Annotated in this window: 15 protein-coding genes; 9 read left to right on the forward strand and 6 right to left on the reverse strand. The window is 56.9% G+C overall.

Annotated features, from left to right (window positions below):
- Positions 1–291: 291 nt before the first annotated feature.
- From IEX24_RS04870 to IEX24_RS04905, 8 genes are all read left to right on the forward strand, one after another.
- Positions 292–750 carry a hypothetical protein gene (locus IEX24_RS04870; protein ID WP_188674704.1) on the forward strand — a complete coding sequence of 153 codons (459 nt, stop codon included), beginning with the start codon at positions 292–294 and terminating at the stop codon, positions 748–750.
- Positions 726–1,397 (forward strand): hypothetical protein, encoded by a 672-nt coding sequence (locus IEX24_RS04875; protein WP_188674707.1) that lies wholly within the window; start codon positions 726–728, stop codon positions 1,395–1,397. Before IEX24_RS04870 ends, IEX24_RS04875 begins: the two co-directional genes overlap by 25 nt.
- Before the next feature lie 38 nt (positions 1,398–1,435).
- Positions 1,436–2,404 (forward strand): hypothetical protein, encoded by a 969-nt coding sequence (locus IEX24_RS04880; RefSeq protein WP_188674710.1) that lies wholly within the window; start codon positions 1,436–1,438, stop codon positions 2,402–2,404.
- A gap of 236 nt (positions 2,405–2,640) precedes the next feature.
- Positions 2,641–3,438, forward strand: coding sequence for an HNH endonuclease signature motif containing protein (locus IEX24_RS04885; RefSeq protein WP_188674713.1), 798 nt, complete (start codon positions 2,641–2,643; stop codon positions 3,436–3,438).
- A 63-nt stretch (positions 3,439–3,501) separates the two neighbouring features.
- Positions 3,502–4,335, forward strand: a complete 834-nt coding sequence (locus IEX24_RS04890; RefSeq protein ID WP_188674716.1) for a DUF2971 domain-containing protein — start codon at positions 3,502–3,504, stop codon at positions 4,333–4,335.
- Between the two features lie 228 nt (positions 4,336–4,563).
- On the forward strand, positions 4,564–4,770 hold the full coding sequence (locus IEX24_RS04895; RefSeq protein ID WP_188674719.1) for a hypothetical protein: 207 nt from the start codon (positions 4,564–4,566) through the stop codon (positions 4,768–4,770).
- 416 nt (positions 4,771–5,186) lie between these two features.
- Positions 5,187–5,981 (forward strand): DeoR/GlpR family DNA-binding transcription regulator, encoded by a 795-nt coding sequence (locus IEX24_RS04900; protein WP_188674722.1) that lies wholly within the window; start codon positions 5,187–5,189, stop codon positions 5,979–5,981.
- 403 nt (positions 5,982–6,384) lie between these two features.
- A complete protein-coding gene (locus tag IEX24_RS04905; protein ID WP_188674726.1) occupies positions 6,385–7,635 on the forward strand; it encodes a CaiB/BaiF CoA transferase family protein in 1,251 nt (416 codons plus the stop codon).
- A 150-nt stretch (positions 7,636–7,785) separates the two neighbouring features.
- Here the strand turns inward: IEX24_RS04905 and IEX24_RS04910 are convergent, their stop codons facing one another.
- From IEX24_RS04910 to IEX24_RS04930, 5 genes are all read right to left on the reverse strand, one after another.
- Positions 7,786–8,733, reverse strand: a complete 948-nt coding sequence (locus IEX24_RS04910; RefSeq protein ID WP_188674728.1) for an alcohol dehydrogenase catalytic domain-containing protein — start codon at positions 8,731–8,733, stop codon at positions 7,786–7,788.
- 204 nt (positions 8,734–8,937) lie between these two features.
- Positions 8,938–9,903 carry a hotdog family protein gene (locus tag IEX24_RS04915; protein WP_188674732.1) on the reverse strand — a complete coding sequence of 322 codons (966 nt, stop codon included), beginning with the start codon at positions 9,901–9,903 and terminating at the stop codon, positions 8,938–8,940.
- Positions 9,903–11,138, reverse strand: coding sequence for a CaiB/BaiF CoA transferase family protein (locus tag IEX24_RS04920; RefSeq protein ID WP_188674735.1), 1,236 nt, complete (start codon positions 11,136–11,138; stop codon positions 9,903–9,905). The genes IEX24_RS04915 and IEX24_RS04920 overlap by 1 nt, the downstream gene beginning before the upstream one ends.
- A 458-nt stretch (positions 11,139–11,596) precedes the next feature.
- Positions 11,597–12,613 (reverse strand): NAD-dependent epimerase/dehydratase family protein, encoded by a 1,017-nt coding sequence (locus tag IEX24_RS04925; protein WP_188674738.1) that lies wholly within the window; start codon positions 12,611–12,613, stop codon positions 11,597–11,599.
- Between the two features lie 160 nt (positions 12,614–12,773).
- Positions 12,774–13,622 (reverse strand): HpcH/HpaI aldolase/citrate lyase family protein, encoded by an 849-nt coding sequence (locus tag IEX24_RS04930; protein WP_203585890.1) that lies wholly within the window; start codon positions 13,620–13,622, stop codon positions 12,774–12,776.
- Between the two features lie 522 nt (positions 13,623–14,144).
- Here IEX24_RS04930 and IEX24_RS04935 point away from each other — a divergent pair.
- Positions 14,145–14,600, forward strand: coding sequence for a MaoC/PaaZ C-terminal domain-containing protein (locus tag IEX24_RS04935; protein WP_188674741.1), 456 nt, complete (start codon positions 14,145–14,147; stop codon positions 14,598–14,600).
- Between the two features lie 225 nt (positions 14,601–14,825).
- Here the strand turns inward: IEX24_RS04935 and IEX24_RS04940 are convergent, their stop codons facing one another.
- Positions 14,826–16,202, reverse strand: coding sequence for an aldehyde dehydrogenase family protein (locus IEX24_RS04940; RefSeq protein ID WP_188674745.1), 1,377 nt, complete (start codon positions 16,200–16,202; stop codon positions 14,826–14,828).
- Positions 16,203–16,241: the final 39 nt, after the last annotated feature.

Consider the following 16,241-nt stretch of genomic DNA (forward strand, 5'->3'; position numbering starts at 1 on the left):
GAAAGCCGCACACCGATTTCGAGAGTTGACCCGCTCGTATGCCCGGCGAAACGGAAGTTGGCGCCTTCCCGAAGGACACCACACCAACCTGCTCGCAGCGCTTGTAGTCTGCTCAAGGCGTCCGCGCCATTCGGTGGAGCCAAATCAGACATCCTGATCAGTTGTGAACCCGTGCAAGAAATGTCTGTCGTCAGCGCAATACTTAGTTCAAGAGTCCTCGTCGGCCGCCGCAGATGATTTATTCTCGTTAGCGACGTCTCGTTCCGGAGGTTTATGGTGCAATATGTTCACATGGCGCCACTTCAGTTGGTCCTCAGCCACTCGGAGGTTGAGCTCGTCGCCAACAGCGAGAATAGGGCCCCGTCATCCTTCGAGGATGCAGCGCACGACGTTCGCGTTCCGCGGCTTGGGGCGCCAGAATTGGTGTTGCTTGCCCAGCAGGCCAAGTCCGCGGGCTACCGGTTGAATAGCTTCGAGATAGCTGGGCCAGACCTCAAACTGGTTCGCGACGCACAGCTAGAGGAAGAATTGTCGGCTGAACTGGTTGCCGCGCTCGAATCTCATGGTACTTCTGCGGTTTTTTCTCTGCTTCGACATGAATTTCACGGCTACGCCATCGCTGGCGTCCGACTCTATAGAGCAGACACCAAGATAGTGACAATACGACGTAATGGAGTCGTATTGGCAAATGGTCCGGAAGGCGTACTCGAGTTTGTCAGGAGTGCGTGGAAGAAGGTCTCGGCTTGGTAGCGGACTCCGTCAAGGATGGAATCGCCGACGGGATCAAGCTCGCCATCGCTATTCTCGCGTACCTATGGTGGTCGCCTCATTTTGAAAAGCTTGTGGAACCCGCCCCACCAATAGTTGGCGACGTGATCACGGTTCTGCTTGCCGCCACAGCGACCATAATCGTCTACTGGCTGCTTTTTCCAATAAGCACAATCGAGATCGTGTTCGGCCGGACGGACACGGGCGCTGCGCTCGCCAGCACCGTGATCGAACTTACCTGCGCCCCGAATGATCCGCGCATCGCGCGCTTCGATGTTCGGGTTCGTCAGAAGTATCGTGGATTACTAGCGCGGCTCATTGCCCGCTGGGCGGCGAGCAAGCCGCTGACGGTGCTCGTGATCGTCCTGAATTCTGGGCTCGAGTTCTCAGCCGATCTTCCGGGGTGTCGTGGAACTGACCGCGGATTCGAGATCAAGCTTGGTGAGCTTCCGAACACTGGGGATTGGGCGAATGCCAGCGTTACGTTTGGCAGCGCCGAAATAGCTGATTGGGCCGATCTCGGGGTCTCAACCGAGCTGAAATCGATGTCACGAGCATCCTGGATTTACCGGGTCCTCGTCCGGCCCAAGGCAAACGTCCGAAGAATCACGATCAGGAAGATCACGTAATGCCCCACCTAACAAAGGGTGTCCTGAAGGCGCGCCCGATGAGGATCACTAGCACGGCAACATTGGCGCAAATCCAAGTGGCTTTAGCAGCCACTCGTCCCGATCTACAAACCGTAACGCGAGGGTGGGGCAGCATTTACGATGACGACTCTTTAGTCGGAACGATAAATGCGATTGCTCCCGCTCACGACGGAGTGATCTTGCCTGTAATTCAGGGGAGCCTTGGACCGCTTACAACCTTCATCCGCGCTCCAGAAACGCTGGCAGCAAGACTCTACTGGTACAAACCGGACCCTACTGCTCGGCGCCTCTTGCCAGCAGGGACACCGAAACCGAAGTACTACAAGCTACAAGCGGCCGACATTCTTATCAACCAAATCGACGGAAGCCCCGATTTTACGCTTGTCGTCACTACGACCGATTGGCGCGACACGAACTTTCAAATTATTCCAGCCCTAGAGTCAGCTCTGCGCGGTATTGATTCCGCCGCCACGATCTCGACCGTCTCGTCCGTGCTCGACCTAGGCACGCCCGATTTCTTTCTCTGGCTAGTTCACATGCATCTCGATGGCTTGCCGATCACACCAGATCTTTCCATTGACAACATGTACAAAGTGAGTGCGCAAGACTCGCTCGATCACGAAACCTCAATTGCTCGGGGAGTGACAGCTGGAAGGTTAGAACTTCTTTCACTTCTAGCTGATCCCAACAAATCTTTTGGCCCCGCGCAAGTAATCATCTCCTCTGCCTTGCTCGAGGCGCACATCGGGTTTGACCTCGAATTGGATGGTTCCTTTCAAGTTCAAGGCCAGCAAACTCACTACTCCGATAATGTAATCCGCTCCAAATTGGAAGAGCAGCTTCTGATTACTCAGGATCTGACGCAGACCATTATCCCGTCAATGAAGCAGGCCTATCAGAGCGACGTGGGATGGCATTCCGCCGATCGAGTCGCCTACCGCAATGCACGAAAGGCCGAAGCAACAGCGGCAATGGGCAGGTTATAGCCAAAATTTGCTCTGCGGAAAAGACCGGATCTTCCCGGCCGTCCAACATCGCGTTGAACCGTCCGGTACTGGTACTTTCGCCCGGTCAAATCGAGCCGTGAACCTATCGCTGTGCGATATCGTCGCTCATGGCGTATTGGTGGGCGAGTCAGAACAAGAACTATCGGGTCGTTATTCCGAATGGGACCTTATGGACACGGCCTCGAGTAGATGGCGTGATGCCGGAGAATCGGCGCTTGCTCGAAGACCTCGAAATAGATGACGTGGTCTTTCACTACGGGGGCCCGTACGTCAGAGCAGTGAGCCGGGTGGTGGCCTCCGCCACGGACTGGCCCCGACCCCCTGGCTACCCGTATGGTCCGCGTGAATCGGAAGGAGTCAACGATGACGGGAAGCTCGTCCGCGTCGAGTTGATTTCATCCGGCTTCGAGATTCATCGAGACGAGGTCGCTCAGCTTATTTCCCACGGGACACCCGGGCCGCTCTCTCAATACGGCGTTCCTCGCGAAGCGTACATTTCGCCTCTGACCGTCGGCGACGCTGAGGCTCTGCTGGCGGCCGTAGGGATTTCAGTCCCGAACCGCACGTTGCCTGGTCGGCCTCACGAAGACTGGATTCCTGGGAGTGGCCCGACCGATGCCGAGGCAATAGCGAGGATTCGAAAGGAACAGGGGGCCCTGAGAGCTTTCCTGCTCGACGGATCGGAGGGAGCACCTTGCGCCATCTGTGGGCTGGAGACGCCGGCGGCGTTTCTGGTGGCTGGCCACATCGTCCCTCGCTCAGAGTTAGAAGATTCAGAGCGACGACGGTTCGATTCGGTGGCAATACTTGTCTGTTTGTTCGGCTGCGATGCCCTCTTTGAAAACGGATATGTGGTAGTCGATAGTGGCGGCAAGGTTGCCGCCGGCCGGGCAACCAATGATCCCACGATCGCCTCGGAGATTTCTCAGCGCCTCGGTACACCGTCAAGCGGATGGTCGTTGGCGACCTCAGCCATGTTCGCAACGCATGCCGCTCAGCATGCAAGTACTTAGTATGACGTTGTCGTACCCAACCGTGTCATGCTCGGGATACTGAATCAGGGAAAGTCAATACAAATGAGCCACGACGATGATCTTGTTTACCATTACACCGACGCCAACGGCCTAAAGGGCATTTTGGATTCTGGTAAGTTCTGGGCAACGGACATGCAATATCTGAACGACTCAGCGGAGCTGACACTGCTTCAGGTTGAAGCCATCGAGGAATTACGCTCCTACGCCTCAATCCATCTTCAGCATGCAGAGATCATTGAATTGGCCATTCCGATGTTGCCGCTAGAGTCAGGATCGCACTACAGCATTTCGTTCTCTGAGGATCCGGACTCATTGAGCCAGTGGCGCGGCTATGGCGGGGTCCAAGGGTACGCAATTGGATTCAGTAAGGACTCGCTTGCCCGGGTCGCTCAGAACGATGACGATGGGGCGCGGTTCGGATCGTGCGAATACGACCCCACAGTAAGGGCAGCGCAGATTTCGAAAACAGTCCGAGACGCGATCTCTATGCTCAACGACGAAACGGCCATGCACTCGCCTACCTGGGGCGGCGCCCCAGCAGAGCTAGCGGTAAATGTGGCGGGCGGCTTCGGTGCAGTCGCCCCGTTTATCAAGCACGAATCATTCCACGAAGAGCATGAGTTTCGGATCGTCGTCCACAGTGTAAGCGGAGGACGCATAAGAGTTCGCAACCGGTCCGGCGAACTCGTGCCATACATTGAGGTCTCGGCACCAGTTGGTACATCGGGTTCCGAAGTAGCGTCGATGAACGGATTGCGATCAATAGTGATAGGTCCGACCGCGACAAGGAAGCGTATGAAATCGCTCAGTGCGTACCTCAGCTATCTAGGGCTCCAGACGACCATCGAATTGAGCAGCACTCCCTACTTGCCCTGATTCTCGCCGGCGCCAAAATACGAATGCTGGAAAGTGGAATCAGGCGGCACTGTGAGGGCGTCCTCCGTCTCATCCAGCCCAATCAACCCCGCGGGGATTCGGCTGGACTAACTGTGTTGAAATCCCTCTCTCGTTTCCAATTCGATTTTGACAAGCGTGATCACTTTCTGGCAGACCCTCGCAGATGTACCCTGAGAATTATTCAGTCACACAATGATAGGAGTCTCGGTGGCGAAGGAATACTACGAGGTTGAATGCATGGTGGGCAGCTGCACGCACCCAGTCCAGCGCGAGCTGATCGTTTCGCACCGCCCGGCTCTGGTTGTCTTCGGGGTGTGTGATTGTCACTTCGAAATCATTCTGCAGTCGGGATTCGTGGAGGAGTCCATGGATCCGACACGTGGGCTGATCAGCATCACCAATGAGCAATATTGACCACTCTCTGAGGGCAATGGGTGACCTGTGCGGATGACCGCTAGGCAGCGCTTTTGGTCGAGATGCGCCTGACTGACTTGCCGGGTTTTGCACGAGAGGTGGCTTGTCGTTTGGAGTAGCCAGCCAAGCAGTTTCGGGTTGTTCTTGATCGAAGGAATATTACGCGGTGGGCCATCGAATGAGAACCATAGTCGATTCTCGAGGCCGGCACGGCACATACCTGACCCACCACAAGCGAGCCGACCGCGCCCTCATCCGAAACATAGTTCAGGGACGCTCAAATTCCGGGACTTTCTTGTTCACCCAGTTTGGTAGCGCTTCTGGGTACCCTCGGCGCGGTTGACGCTTGTGGAATTGGGCTGGGCTACCATGTAAACGCACGACTTCGCACACGAACACGGCTTGGAGGCTGGACGTTGGCCCGAAACGCAGGAAAAGGAACGCAAAGCTCCTTCGCGATCGAACGCCAAACCCTCATGCTTGATCGACTTCGCGCGAGCGGTCGCCTAGAAGTGACGGCGCTGGCCGAAGAGTTCGGCCTATCGGCCGAGACCATTCGCCGTGACCTCATCGTGTTGGAACAAGCAGGGTCTCTAAAGCGGGTGCATGGCGGCGCACTGCTTGAGACGTCTCGTCCTGTTGTGCCTGATGTGCGTCAACGCGAGTCCCTGATGACGATCGAAAAGAAAGCAATCGCCGAGATAGCTGCGGAATTCGTGCCCGTGGGAGGGCTTGTACTCATAGACGCGGGTACAACAACCAAGGCATTTGCCGAGGTCTATCCTCTTGAGCGTGCCTCGACGGTGGTCACGCCCTCGCTGAACGTTGCCACCACACTTCTCGAAAAATCAGCCGCAAGTGTTCACACATTGGGCGGGGACGTTAACCCGCGGACATGGTCAGAGGCGGGCCAATGGACTCTTCAGGCGCTCAGCCGGATCACTGCGGAAGTCGTATTTCTTGGCTGCTCGGGTATTTCACTGGACCAGGGAGCGACTACCTCGGATGGAGCAGACGGCGATGTCAAACGCGCGATGCTCGGGTCTGCGCGGCGCTGCGTCATGATGGCCGATTCGTCAAAGATCGGTACTCGCCACTTGATCTCATTCGCTGAGCTCGGCCAAATTGACATCCTGATCACTGGACGCAGCGCCGACCCTCATGAACTTGAACGCATAGCTGCAAGCGGAGTTGATGTGCGGCTTGCTTGATTTTTCCTTCTCGTAACGATGAACCTCCCAAGCTTTAGAAAAGTTCGCTTCAATCTCGAGGTCTATTGACTCGGCCGCACGAGGTATGACCCGCGTCTACCCTTCAGGACGTTCTCCGCCTACCGTCATGGCACGTAAAGTCCACCGACGTAAACGACCCCCGCGACGAGTTTTCTGATTGATCTGCACTTTACTTCGTTGGTGGGTCCCACTCTCCGGTTGCTGTTCTTCGGCTCTGGATCGCTTTGTCGCGAGAGGTACCTGGCGGCGACGCGAAACCACGGCGACCTAGGCGAGGGTGAGGTATTCGTTCAAGCGCGCGCGTAGCCCCAATTTCCGCATAAACGCAACCATATCCACGAAATACCAACTAATATCGGTTGCACGAGCGGAATCGCGAGAAATGAGCATCCAGTTGATCGACAGCACGATTCCTTTCAGGCCGCTGGTTTCGTGGGACAGAAGGGCTCAGGGTGCACTTCATGACGTACATGTACTTGACCTTTCTCGTTTCATAGCGGGACCTCTTTGCGCTCAGAATCTGGGGGATTTGGGAGCCGACGTTATCAAGGTTGAACGGCCCGGGGGTGAGGATTCCCGCGACACCGAGCCTAAAACCAATGGCAAGGCGCTATACACAATGCTCTACAACCGCAATAAGCGGGCGATCACACTTAATCCGCGCAATCCGGATGGCCGGGCGATCTTGCGCCGACTAGCCGAGTGGGCCGATGTAATCGTTGAGAACTATCGCCCGGGTACCTTGGATCAAATGGGGCTCGACGAGCCAACCCTCAGAAAAACGAACCCCGGCGTCATCGTGGTTTCGATCTCGGGATATGGCCAAGATGGCCCGTATCGCGATCGTCTACTTTTCGACTGTATCGCGCAGGCAATGTCTGGGCTCATGGATATGAACGCGGGCCCCGACGAACTGCCACGGCTCACCAAGATGTTCCCGGGCGACACAGCGGCTGCTACCCAGGCGACGTCTGCGGCTCTGGCAGCTCTCTTTCATCACCAACGGACTGGAGAGGGTCAGAGAGTGGATATTTCCGTTCTCGATTGCCTGGTCGCAGCACTCGGAGCGTCACTTCCCGCGAACCTCGCATTCGGGGCCGTGCCACAACACGAAGGCAATCGCGACCCGTTTAACGCTCCTGCGAACCTATTCCACGCTCGTGACGGCTTTGTCTACATTCATGCGGGTACCGACTCATTCTGGTCTCGTTTTTGTCTTGAAATCCTCGAGCAACCCGAGCTCGTAGAGGATCGACAGTTCAATTCAACTACCGCTCGGACGAGAAACACTGCGGCGATCGAAGCAATCGTTACGGGGTGGACCATCAACCGCACGGGGCTTGAGGTTGAGGAAGTCCTTAAGCGGGTGGGCATCCCCTGCTCCCGCGTTGCGCGAGTAGGTGACGCGGCGCGAAATCAGCAGCTTTGGTCACGTGACATGATCTTTCGGTCGCTGGACACGGATGGAGATGAGATCTTCCTACTTGGTTACCCGGCACGATTCTCGGGCAAGCCGGTCACAATGCGCTATGCGCCACCGACGATCGGGGAACATACCGAACAGGTTCTGTCGGAGATATTAGGGTTTGACGAAGCCGGCATCGCGCGATTACGGGCGGCGGGCGCCGTGTGAGGTCGTCGGGTCCAAAGTCGCGACCGCAAATAGCTCGACCTGAACGTCCGGGCGTAGCCATTATGGACGAAGCAGCCGCACGCGAGTTTGCGTGCGTAAGCTCGTTTCGGCATTACGCAAGACCTGCCTAGCGTCGTTTAGCGAGCGAGGTCAGGGACGGATTAGCACTTTGAGGGCACTCTGAGAACGAGTTAGATCGAGCGCTCGACCGAAATCCTCCAGCGGAACGTTGTGGGTAACCAGTTGGCTAACTTGGTCACCTATACGCCCAAGCATCTCCAGGGACCGAAAGAACGTATGGTTGATTGCGGACGAACCGAGGATCGTCAACTCTTGCCAGTTGATTCGGTATGGATCAATGCGCACCAACGATCCCTGCTCGGCCACGCCCATCAGGAGCATTGAGCCGCCTCGACCCACCACTCTGAAGGCGTCCTCAATCGCGGCCGGAACTCCAGTCGCGTCAACAACTACCGGATAGTTGGCGCGCGGCAGGGCACCGACCGCATCGACCACGATCTCGAAGCCAAGCCTGCCCGCCAGCCCGCGTCGCATTTCGGACCGCTCGACAATGGCGACCTCTGCCCCGTTATAACGAAGTGCGATCGCGACCAGCAGACCAATAGGGCCCGCGCCAAACACGACTGCGTCGCCGCCTACGGCATCTCCTAATCGATCTATCCCGTGCAGCACACAGCCCAGTGGCTCGGCGAGGAGTGCAACTTCCCACGGCATCCCGTCCGGAATCTTCACACAGTTACTTGCACGCACTGCGACCTTCTCCGCGAACCCGCCAGGGTGGCGCGAACCGTAGCTGCCTTTCTCGGGACAGAGGTTGGCGCGACCCGAACGGCAAAATTTGCAATGTTCGTCGGTCCTTGTGGGGTCCACAATGACTCGATCTCCAACCCGAAGCCACGAGACTTCATCGCCTACCTCGGATATCCAGCCGCCAAACTCATGTCCCGGAACCGCAGGGAAACGGAGGAACGCGTTGCCTCCCGAAAGGCTGTGCAGGTCGGTGCCACATATTCCGCACCCGGCGATGTCGACGACGACTTCGTTGGCCGAAGCGACTGGCTCTGCCGTGTCGCCCACTTCCCACTCGTTAGGTGCTGTCAGCAGTAGCGCACGCACAGTAAGTGCTCCTTCGCTTGAGGGTGAACCATTGACCAAAGCAGCCGATCAACCTCGATCGCGTGTTGCTGCTATCGGCCAGCATGACTCGGGCCGCGTGGTTTCAAGGGGCAACACAGTGCCGCCCCCTGACGTCAGTCGAATGCGTTACGCGAACCGAATGGGTCATTCGTTCCGCGTCGTCGCTGACGCCCAGGCAACCGAGATGACACGGCCGTCCTGATCTTTGGCCCACAGCTCGAGCCGAGTATTCAAGCCTCCGTCCTCAGCCCTCTCCTGGCCCGCAACTTTCCCCGATATCGTGATCGATGATCCCTGATATGCCGGGTTGATGTACTTCGCCTTAATTCGGCCCGAGGTGAACCAATCAACGCCAAAGAAGTCAGTACAAATCTCTGACATGAAGCCCGTTGTCTGGAGGCCTTGCGCAATAGTCGTTGGAAGATCCTTGCTCCTTGCGAGCTGCAGATCATTGTGGAAATTCAGCTCGTTCTCGCCGATAAACGAGAAGACCGCCATCATCGCCTGGGATAGTTTTTTTGTTCTTTCCTGAATTGGCGAGCCCGGTAGAATCCCCTCGTCCGGTTTGGTGATCGGAGTTACATCAAGCGCGTCGAAGACAATTCGGTCGGTTGGCTCCTCAGCCGTTGATCTCCCGGCGACCGCACCAGGTGTGATGGATGTCACCTCACCACCGCGGTGGGATACGAGCAATTTGCCACTGCTGTCGCGAGCCTCTGACTCCATGATCACAAGACCCAGCCCCCGGCGCAGATGCTTGTCGACGTAGTGTCCACGCAACGTTACCGTCTCACCTACAGGAACCGGAGCGTGAAAGGCGAGTTCTTCTTCCACGTGCATCGCGACTCCATCATGTCGGTCAAACACAGCGGTATATACATTGAGAAGATCATTGGACAACAGGGTTGCATGGGCTATTGGGCCTCCAAAGGGAGAGTCTGTGAAATGCCACGATCGATAATCATCTACCGAAAACGCATACTCCTTAACACGCTCGTCGGTCACTTCGACGCGGATCGGACCCAGCTCTTCGAAGAGAAGAACGTTGTCGTATGCTTGCGGCCTCGTGCCGGAGTCGCGGGTGAAAAGTTGCTCGGATGCGCCGGACATCAAATGACGCCTTTCTCGCGGAGATTGTCAATCTGATCCCCGGAAAGTCCGAGGATCTCAGTCAGAACTCCGTCAGTATGTTCGCCCACCTGCGGCGGCGCATATCGGAACTGCACTGGTGACTTAGAAAACTTAAGCGGACTCCCGTACAGCACAATTTCATCCCCTTCAGTGTCCGTAGTCTTCACGAGCATCTCGCGCGCCCACACCTGGGGATTCACTGCAGCCTGAGGAATGTCCGAGACGATCCCACAGGGAATGCCAACGCGCCGGAATGTTGCCTCGACCTCTGCGCCAGGCCGGACCGATGTCCATTCGGTCACCATTGCCTCGGCGGCGACCATATTGGTCATACGCGCCGACACCGTATTGAACCGGGGATCTGTCATAAGTTCGGGGCGCTCAAGGATGTCAGCACAAAGGCGCGCCCAAAAGCTCTGCGTCCCCGCGTGAAGGTAGACGTAGCCATCGTTTGTGGGAAAGATGTTGGCGGGCGCGTTGTAGTCGTCGCGATTACCGTTGTGGGGCGGAGTAACATCATTGACCAGGTACGCGGGAATGGAAGTTCCGATTGCATACATCAACGAGTCGAACACCGAAAGATCGACGTACTGCCCCTCCCCCGTCTTCTCCCGGTGGTACAACGCTCCCAGCGCACCGGCTGTCGCGTAAGCGGCGGCGAGAGAGTCGGCGGGGAAGATTTTGGTCAGCACGGGAACCAAATCAGCTCGCGCGTTCAAATCCATGAGTCCGGACTGCGCCTGTGCAATGCAATCGAGAAGGACTTGGTCGCTCTGCGGTCCGGTCTGCCCAAATCCGGAGATGGACACCACGATAATGTCGTCGTTTACTGCTTGCAACGCCTCGGGACCGAGGCCCATCTTCTCAAGCGTGCCCGGTCGGAAGTTCTCGACGATGACATCTGCCCAGCTAGCCAGGCTGAGTAAGAGGTCTTTCCCTTCTGCGCTACGAGTATTGATGGTGACACCCCGCTTGTTGCGATTGAAGATCGCGGTGTACAAACTCTTCCCGTTGTACTGAGGCTCGTTATGGCGAGTGTCCTCGCCCCCGATGCGTTCGACTTTGATGACGTCTGCGCCCAAGTCGCCAAGGTTTTGCGCGGTGACGGGACCTGCAATGAATCGAGAAAGATCCAGCACGTGAACACCCGCGAGCGCCCCTTTCCGGCTTGGATCCCACGTCGCTGAGGGCTTGTCGGACAGGATCTCGTGCATTAGTCGCGCTCCAGGGCTCTTGAGGTAATCGTTATGGGTGGATAGGTGAAATGCGGCCACACTGAGCCGTGCCTGACTGGCTCAATTGAAGGCGAGTATGGCCTCGCGTACTGGCTGAAACCGGGCGTGGAAATCGGCGAGAAGGCTGTTGTCAACGGAATCCTCTTTGATAAATGTGGCATGAAAGTTTTGACCGATAATGTTGTTTTATATGGATTTGTGTGCAAAGTCAAGTTGCGTTCGAGACAGCCGGGCAACTTACCAAGTCACAAAGCAGAGACACCAGACCGAGGAACCCATAACCTGCGGGTCAAGCATTCGGTGCACACGCCCGCTGAGGGAGCAATAGTCTCCCGGGCAACAACGGCCTCAAGCGACAGGTAGGTCGTCGTCGTGCGCGATCCCCGGAGATCGACCCGGAAACAGTGGTTGTCTGCGCGAGGCCTCACGAGAATTTCTCAGTGATGTATACGAGGCTCGTGATTCGCTCGTCCCGCCGCGATGAAAGCAGAACGCTGCGCGTTGATAATGTTGTCTTCCCAATCGCCTTCAGGAACCTCCTCTACTAGACCATGACGATGGAGATGGTCGAAAGCATCAGCTAAACCGTTCTCGAGCGTGATGCGAGGAGCGAACTCCGGAATATCCCGTCGAATCTTCTCCGCGGTGAAGAGTAAATTGTGCGCGAAAATCCGGCGCGCCATTTGAAACCTGTCCGGGTCAAGCGCAAACAGAGTCTCCACGGGAACGCCAACCTTCGGAACTTGCTGACCAAGAATCCGCATGGCCGTGTCGTGCACCTCTGTCCACCGTGTCGATGATGGATTGACGAGGTGGTAAATCTGACCAATCGTGTTCTCATGACGGAGCACGCCACCAAATGCAAGCGCAGCGTCGTCGACGTGAAGGAGGTGGTGAATTGCGTTCCCGTCCCCCAGCACGAGGATGGGACGCCTGGTTTCGATCCGCGTAATCCACCGAGTGTCTATTCCTATCTGTCGAATAACACGCTGACGACCGTACGTCGTGGAGGGCTTGATGATGGTGACGGGAAATCCGTCGTTGTAATGGGCGCGCAGATACAGCTGATCGAGCTCGTTCTTCTTCTCTCCATACGGCGTTGTCGGGCGCGCCGGGTGATCCTCGGTCACGGGAAGCCAATCGAAGACCTCGCCAAGGGTCGTGACCGTCGATACGTGGATTACGCGCCGAATTCCTCGGTAAGCCTCAAGGTTCACGACACCCTGCTCCGGGGTGAACGCGAAGAAGTCGATTACCGCATCGAATGCCGCGGCTCGTACGGTGGGGACGAACCAGTCCGCATCATTCCGGTCTCCTCGCATGTGGAGAGCGCCCTCAGCTGGCTTGCCACTATTGCCGCGCGTGAGACAGACGACCTCGTGACCCGCGTCCAGAAGCAGTGGGACCACGCTCGCCGAAATATTTCCAGTTCCGCCGATGATTAGTACCTTCATCTGAATCCTCTGACCTAGATTTCATTGCCGAGTGCGTGAGTCTGTTTCGACAATCGCCCCGTCAAGTCGAACGTCGATACAGTTGAGCCGTGGCTTGGCGAAAATCTTTCGCATACTTCCGTGTCACCATTTGAGCTGAAGGCAAAGAGGGCTGACACAGTCATGGCCCAATCGCGAAGGCGCGGGCCAGCTTTTCGATCTTGCGCGCACGTGCTAACCGCGGCAGGTCACTGCCATCCCGAATAACTTCACCTCTATCGATGAAGTCCGCGATGAACTCGCGCGCCCAGGATAGATCGCTGGGGGTCGGCGAGATGACCTCGTTGATGACCTCCGACTGACCGGGGTCTAGACATAGCTTGCCCGTAAGGCCGAGCGACACCGTCATCATGGACTGCTCGCGCAGGATCGGGTGGTTGCTGCCAACCGTCGGTCCATCAATCGGACCGGGCAGATTGCCCACTCGGCTGGCGACAACGAGTCGAGACCGGGGGTAGGCCATTGCCAAATTGTCAGCCGAAGTCCCGGTGTCTCTGCGGTAGTCACCGCTCCCGAATGCTAGCCGAAACGCACCACGCGCCCTAGCGATCGTGACGGCCTCTTCGATGCCGAGAGCGGATTCCAGAAGCGGCACAACCGGCACCGCTCCGTGCAGTCGATCGAATGTCTCTGTCACGTGTTGCGACGATTCGGCTTTCGCGAGAACAACCCCCGTTAACCCCGGTACACCCACAAGCGCGTCAACGTCGCTCGACCAAAAATCAGTTGAGTGATCATTAATTCGAACCCACGCTTCACCACCAGAAGACAGCCATTCGACGACGTCGAGCCGAGCTTTGGGCTTAGCCTTTGGATCCACAGCGTCTTCGATGTCGAGGATCACCTGGTCTGCGCTGGATTCTGCCGCACGATCGAACTGGTCGGCGCGATTACCTGCGACAAGCAGCCACGAACGGGCGAGGGCGGCCGGAATGCCGTGGCGTGCGATAGTTTGCACGAAATCGATCAATTTGACTCCTATTCAGCCGAAGGACTTGAGCGCCGGCGCCGTCGAGAAACGCAATAGAACGTTGTGGAGACCTGGGTGCCAGTCGAATTGCGTGCAATCCCCTTCGACCCACAGCGGTCATAGTGATCCCTCCATCGGGTTGAGACTCGGTCACTTAAGCGCAAACGACACAGGCAGCTCCGCCAATTATCAATTCCAGGACCAACCGGGAGATCGAATCTCCCAACTAATGCCTCGCATTCCCACATTTTGTCACATAATAGGTAGCAGGTAAAGTAAGCGTCGCATCTCTGAGAAGCGATGATCTGCAGAAATTGACTCATCATCCACAGCGGCTAGGTCCTCTGGCCGTGAGCACGAACTATTCGGCCAAGCCGGGTTAACGAGAAGCGCGGGCTGTCCTTGCGTGCACGGAAATCGCATGAGATTACAAGAAATACGACGTTTCAGGGGAGTCGCGGGGCACAGCCCAGCGATATCGGCACAGTGCAATACATAAACGTCTCTTAGGAGGTTTCAGTCATGGTCCATTATCTGGAGGATCTCCAGGCAGGCCAGACCTTTGCCAGTCCTGGCCGCACGATTACGGAAGCCGATGTCATGTCGTTCGCGGCCTGGACCGGAGACAATAACCAGGTCCACACTGATTCTGAATTTGCGAAAAGCACCCGATATGGTCAACGCATTGTTCACGGAATGCTGGGCGCCTCTCTTTGTCTCGGATTGATCGCGCGGACAGGTGTCTTCGAGGGTTCCGCCGTTGCTCTCTTGGGCGTCGACAGTTGGACATTTTTACAACCAGTTTTTATTGGAGATACCCTCACCTGCACCGTGGAGATTCTCTCAACGCGCAAAACGTCGTCAGGGAAAACAGGAGTAGTTGAACGTCTGGTGATGCTTCGTAACCAAACGGGCGAAATAGTTCAACAAGGACGAATGGACCTAATGGTCCTCACACGCTCTGAGGCGTTCGGCTGATCATCGGTAGCCGACGGGCGAAACCCACCGATGGAGAACGCAACAGCACCGCTCCGAAACCTCGTGCCTTCAATACGAAGCTGCGAGTGCGCCTCTTGCGATTGGACTCCCTGTGCACTCATCAAAGATGTGTAGGCCCAGACTTACGGCGCCCCAAGTCGCTTCGCCGCATCCGACTTCGGTCCCAGCCGCCGACGGATCCTCTCCTCTAGTTCACATTCGCGATCAGGCCCGCCACACCGATTTCAATGTCACAAACTCCCGGATGCCTTCCATCGACAGTTCCCTTCCGATGCCCGAGTCTTTTGTGCCGCCAAAGGGTAGTTCTGGGTACGAGATAGACATCCCGTTCACAAACACCGCACCTGCCACGAGACCTTCGATTAGCTGAGCCTCTTCGTCCGAATCCGCAGTCCAGATCGCAGAACTCAGTCCGAAGCTCGTGTCGTTGGCGATGCGAAGAGCATCCTCCACGTCTTGTGCTTTGAAAATCGTAGCGACGGGACCGAAAGCCTCTTCACGATAGAGCCTCATCTTCGACGTGATGCCGGTAATTACCGTAGGCGGGTAGTACCAACCGATTCCGCCGATCAAGAACCCCCCTGTGGTCACCAAGGCGCCAGCTGCAATCGCGTCGTCGACGAGTTCCGCGAGCTCGTCGCGCCCAGACGACGTGGCAAGTGGACCAATATCAGTGGACTCGTCGAGCGGGTCGCCGATTCGTAGCGCAGCCATCGCCACCGTGAATCGCGCAACGAAATCGTCATAGATCGCGTCATGCACGATGAAACGCTTTGCGTTTATACAGGCTTGCCCGTTATTGCTCGTACGCGAAACGACGGCTGTGGCCACTGCGCGGTCCAAATCTGCGCTCGGCATCACAATGAACGGGTCGGACCCTCCTAGCTCTAGGACCACGGGTTTGACTTCCGAGCCGGCAATCGCCGCTACCGACCGGCCGGCGGGCTCAGAACCCGTTAGCGATGCCGCGACCACTCTAGGATCACGAATGACATCTTCGACCTTCGCCGCCGGAATTAGCAGCGCGCGAAACGTACCCGACGGGAAGCCTCCACGTTCAAACAAGGAGTCTAGGTAGATGGCGGCCTGGGGAACGTTCGATGCATGCTTCAGTAGGCCGGAGTTCCCGGCCATAAACGCGGGTGCCGCGAATCGGATGACCTGCCAAATTGGATAGTTCCATGGCATTACAGCAAGCACGGTTCCGATCGGCTCGTATCGGGTATAGGCGGTTGAGGCATTCATCCGTCCCGGCTCATCGATGTAGCGCCCCGTTAAGAAGACTTCGGCGTTCTCGGCGTAAAAGCGCATCGTGTTGGCCGACTTGCTCACCTCTGATCGTGCTTGAACCAGCGTCTTGCCCATTTCCGTGGTTAGCATGTGCGCAACACCATCGACCTCAGACTGAAGCAAATCGGCTGCAGCATGCATCCAGCTTGCTCTCTGCGAGAATGTCGTGCGACGGAGCCGAAGGAATGCGTCGTGTGCCTCACCGATACGCACGTCGACCTCTAAGTCGGTATGCGCAGCGAACTCTCGCTCTAAGACCCCTGTGGCGGGATTGACGGTGGCAATCGCCATGACTGTACCTTTCGCTAAATCGGAGTCGCCGTATTCGAG

It is taken from the genome of Subtercola lobariae, assembly GCF_014640255.1.
GTDB lineage: Bacteria > Actinomycetota > Actinomycetes > Actinomycetales > Microbacteriaceae > Subtercola > Subtercola lobariae.

Coding starts and splice junctions, on each gene's coding strand:
- IEX24_RS04870 (WP_188674704.1), top strand. CDS start 292: ATGGCGCCACTTCAGTTGGTCCTCAGCCACTCGGAGGTTGAGCTCGTC.
- IEX24_RS04880 (WP_188674710.1), top strand. CDS start 1,436: ATGAGGATCACTAGCACGGCAACATTGGCGCAAATCCAAGTGGCTTTA.
- IEX24_RS04890 (WP_188674716.1), top strand. CDS start 3,502: ATGAGCCACGACGATGATCTTGTTTACCATTACACCGACGCCAACGGC.
- IEX24_RS04905 (WP_188674726.1), top strand. CDS start 6,385: ATGAGCATCCAGTTGATCGACAGCACGATTCCTTTCAGGCCGCTGGTT.
- IEX24_RS04915 (WP_188674732.1), bottom strand. CDS start 9,903: ATGTCCGGCGCATCCGAGCAACTTTTCACCCGCGACTCCGGCACGAGG.
- IEX24_RS04920 (WP_188674735.1), bottom strand. CDS start 11,138: ATGCACGAGATCCTGTCCGACAAGCCCTCAGCGACGTGGGATCCAAGC.
- IEX24_RS04925 (WP_188674738.1), bottom strand. CDS start 12,613: ATGAAGGTACTAATCATCGGCGGAACTGGAAATATTTCGGCGAGCGTG.
- IEX24_RS04935 (WP_188674741.1), top strand. CDS start 14,145: ATGGTCCATTATCTGGAGGATCTCCAGGCAGGCCAGACCTTTGCCAGT.
- IEX24_RS04940 (WP_188674745.1), bottom strand. CDS start 16,202: ATGGCGATTGCCACCGTCAATCCCGCCACAGGGGTCTTAGAGCGAGAG.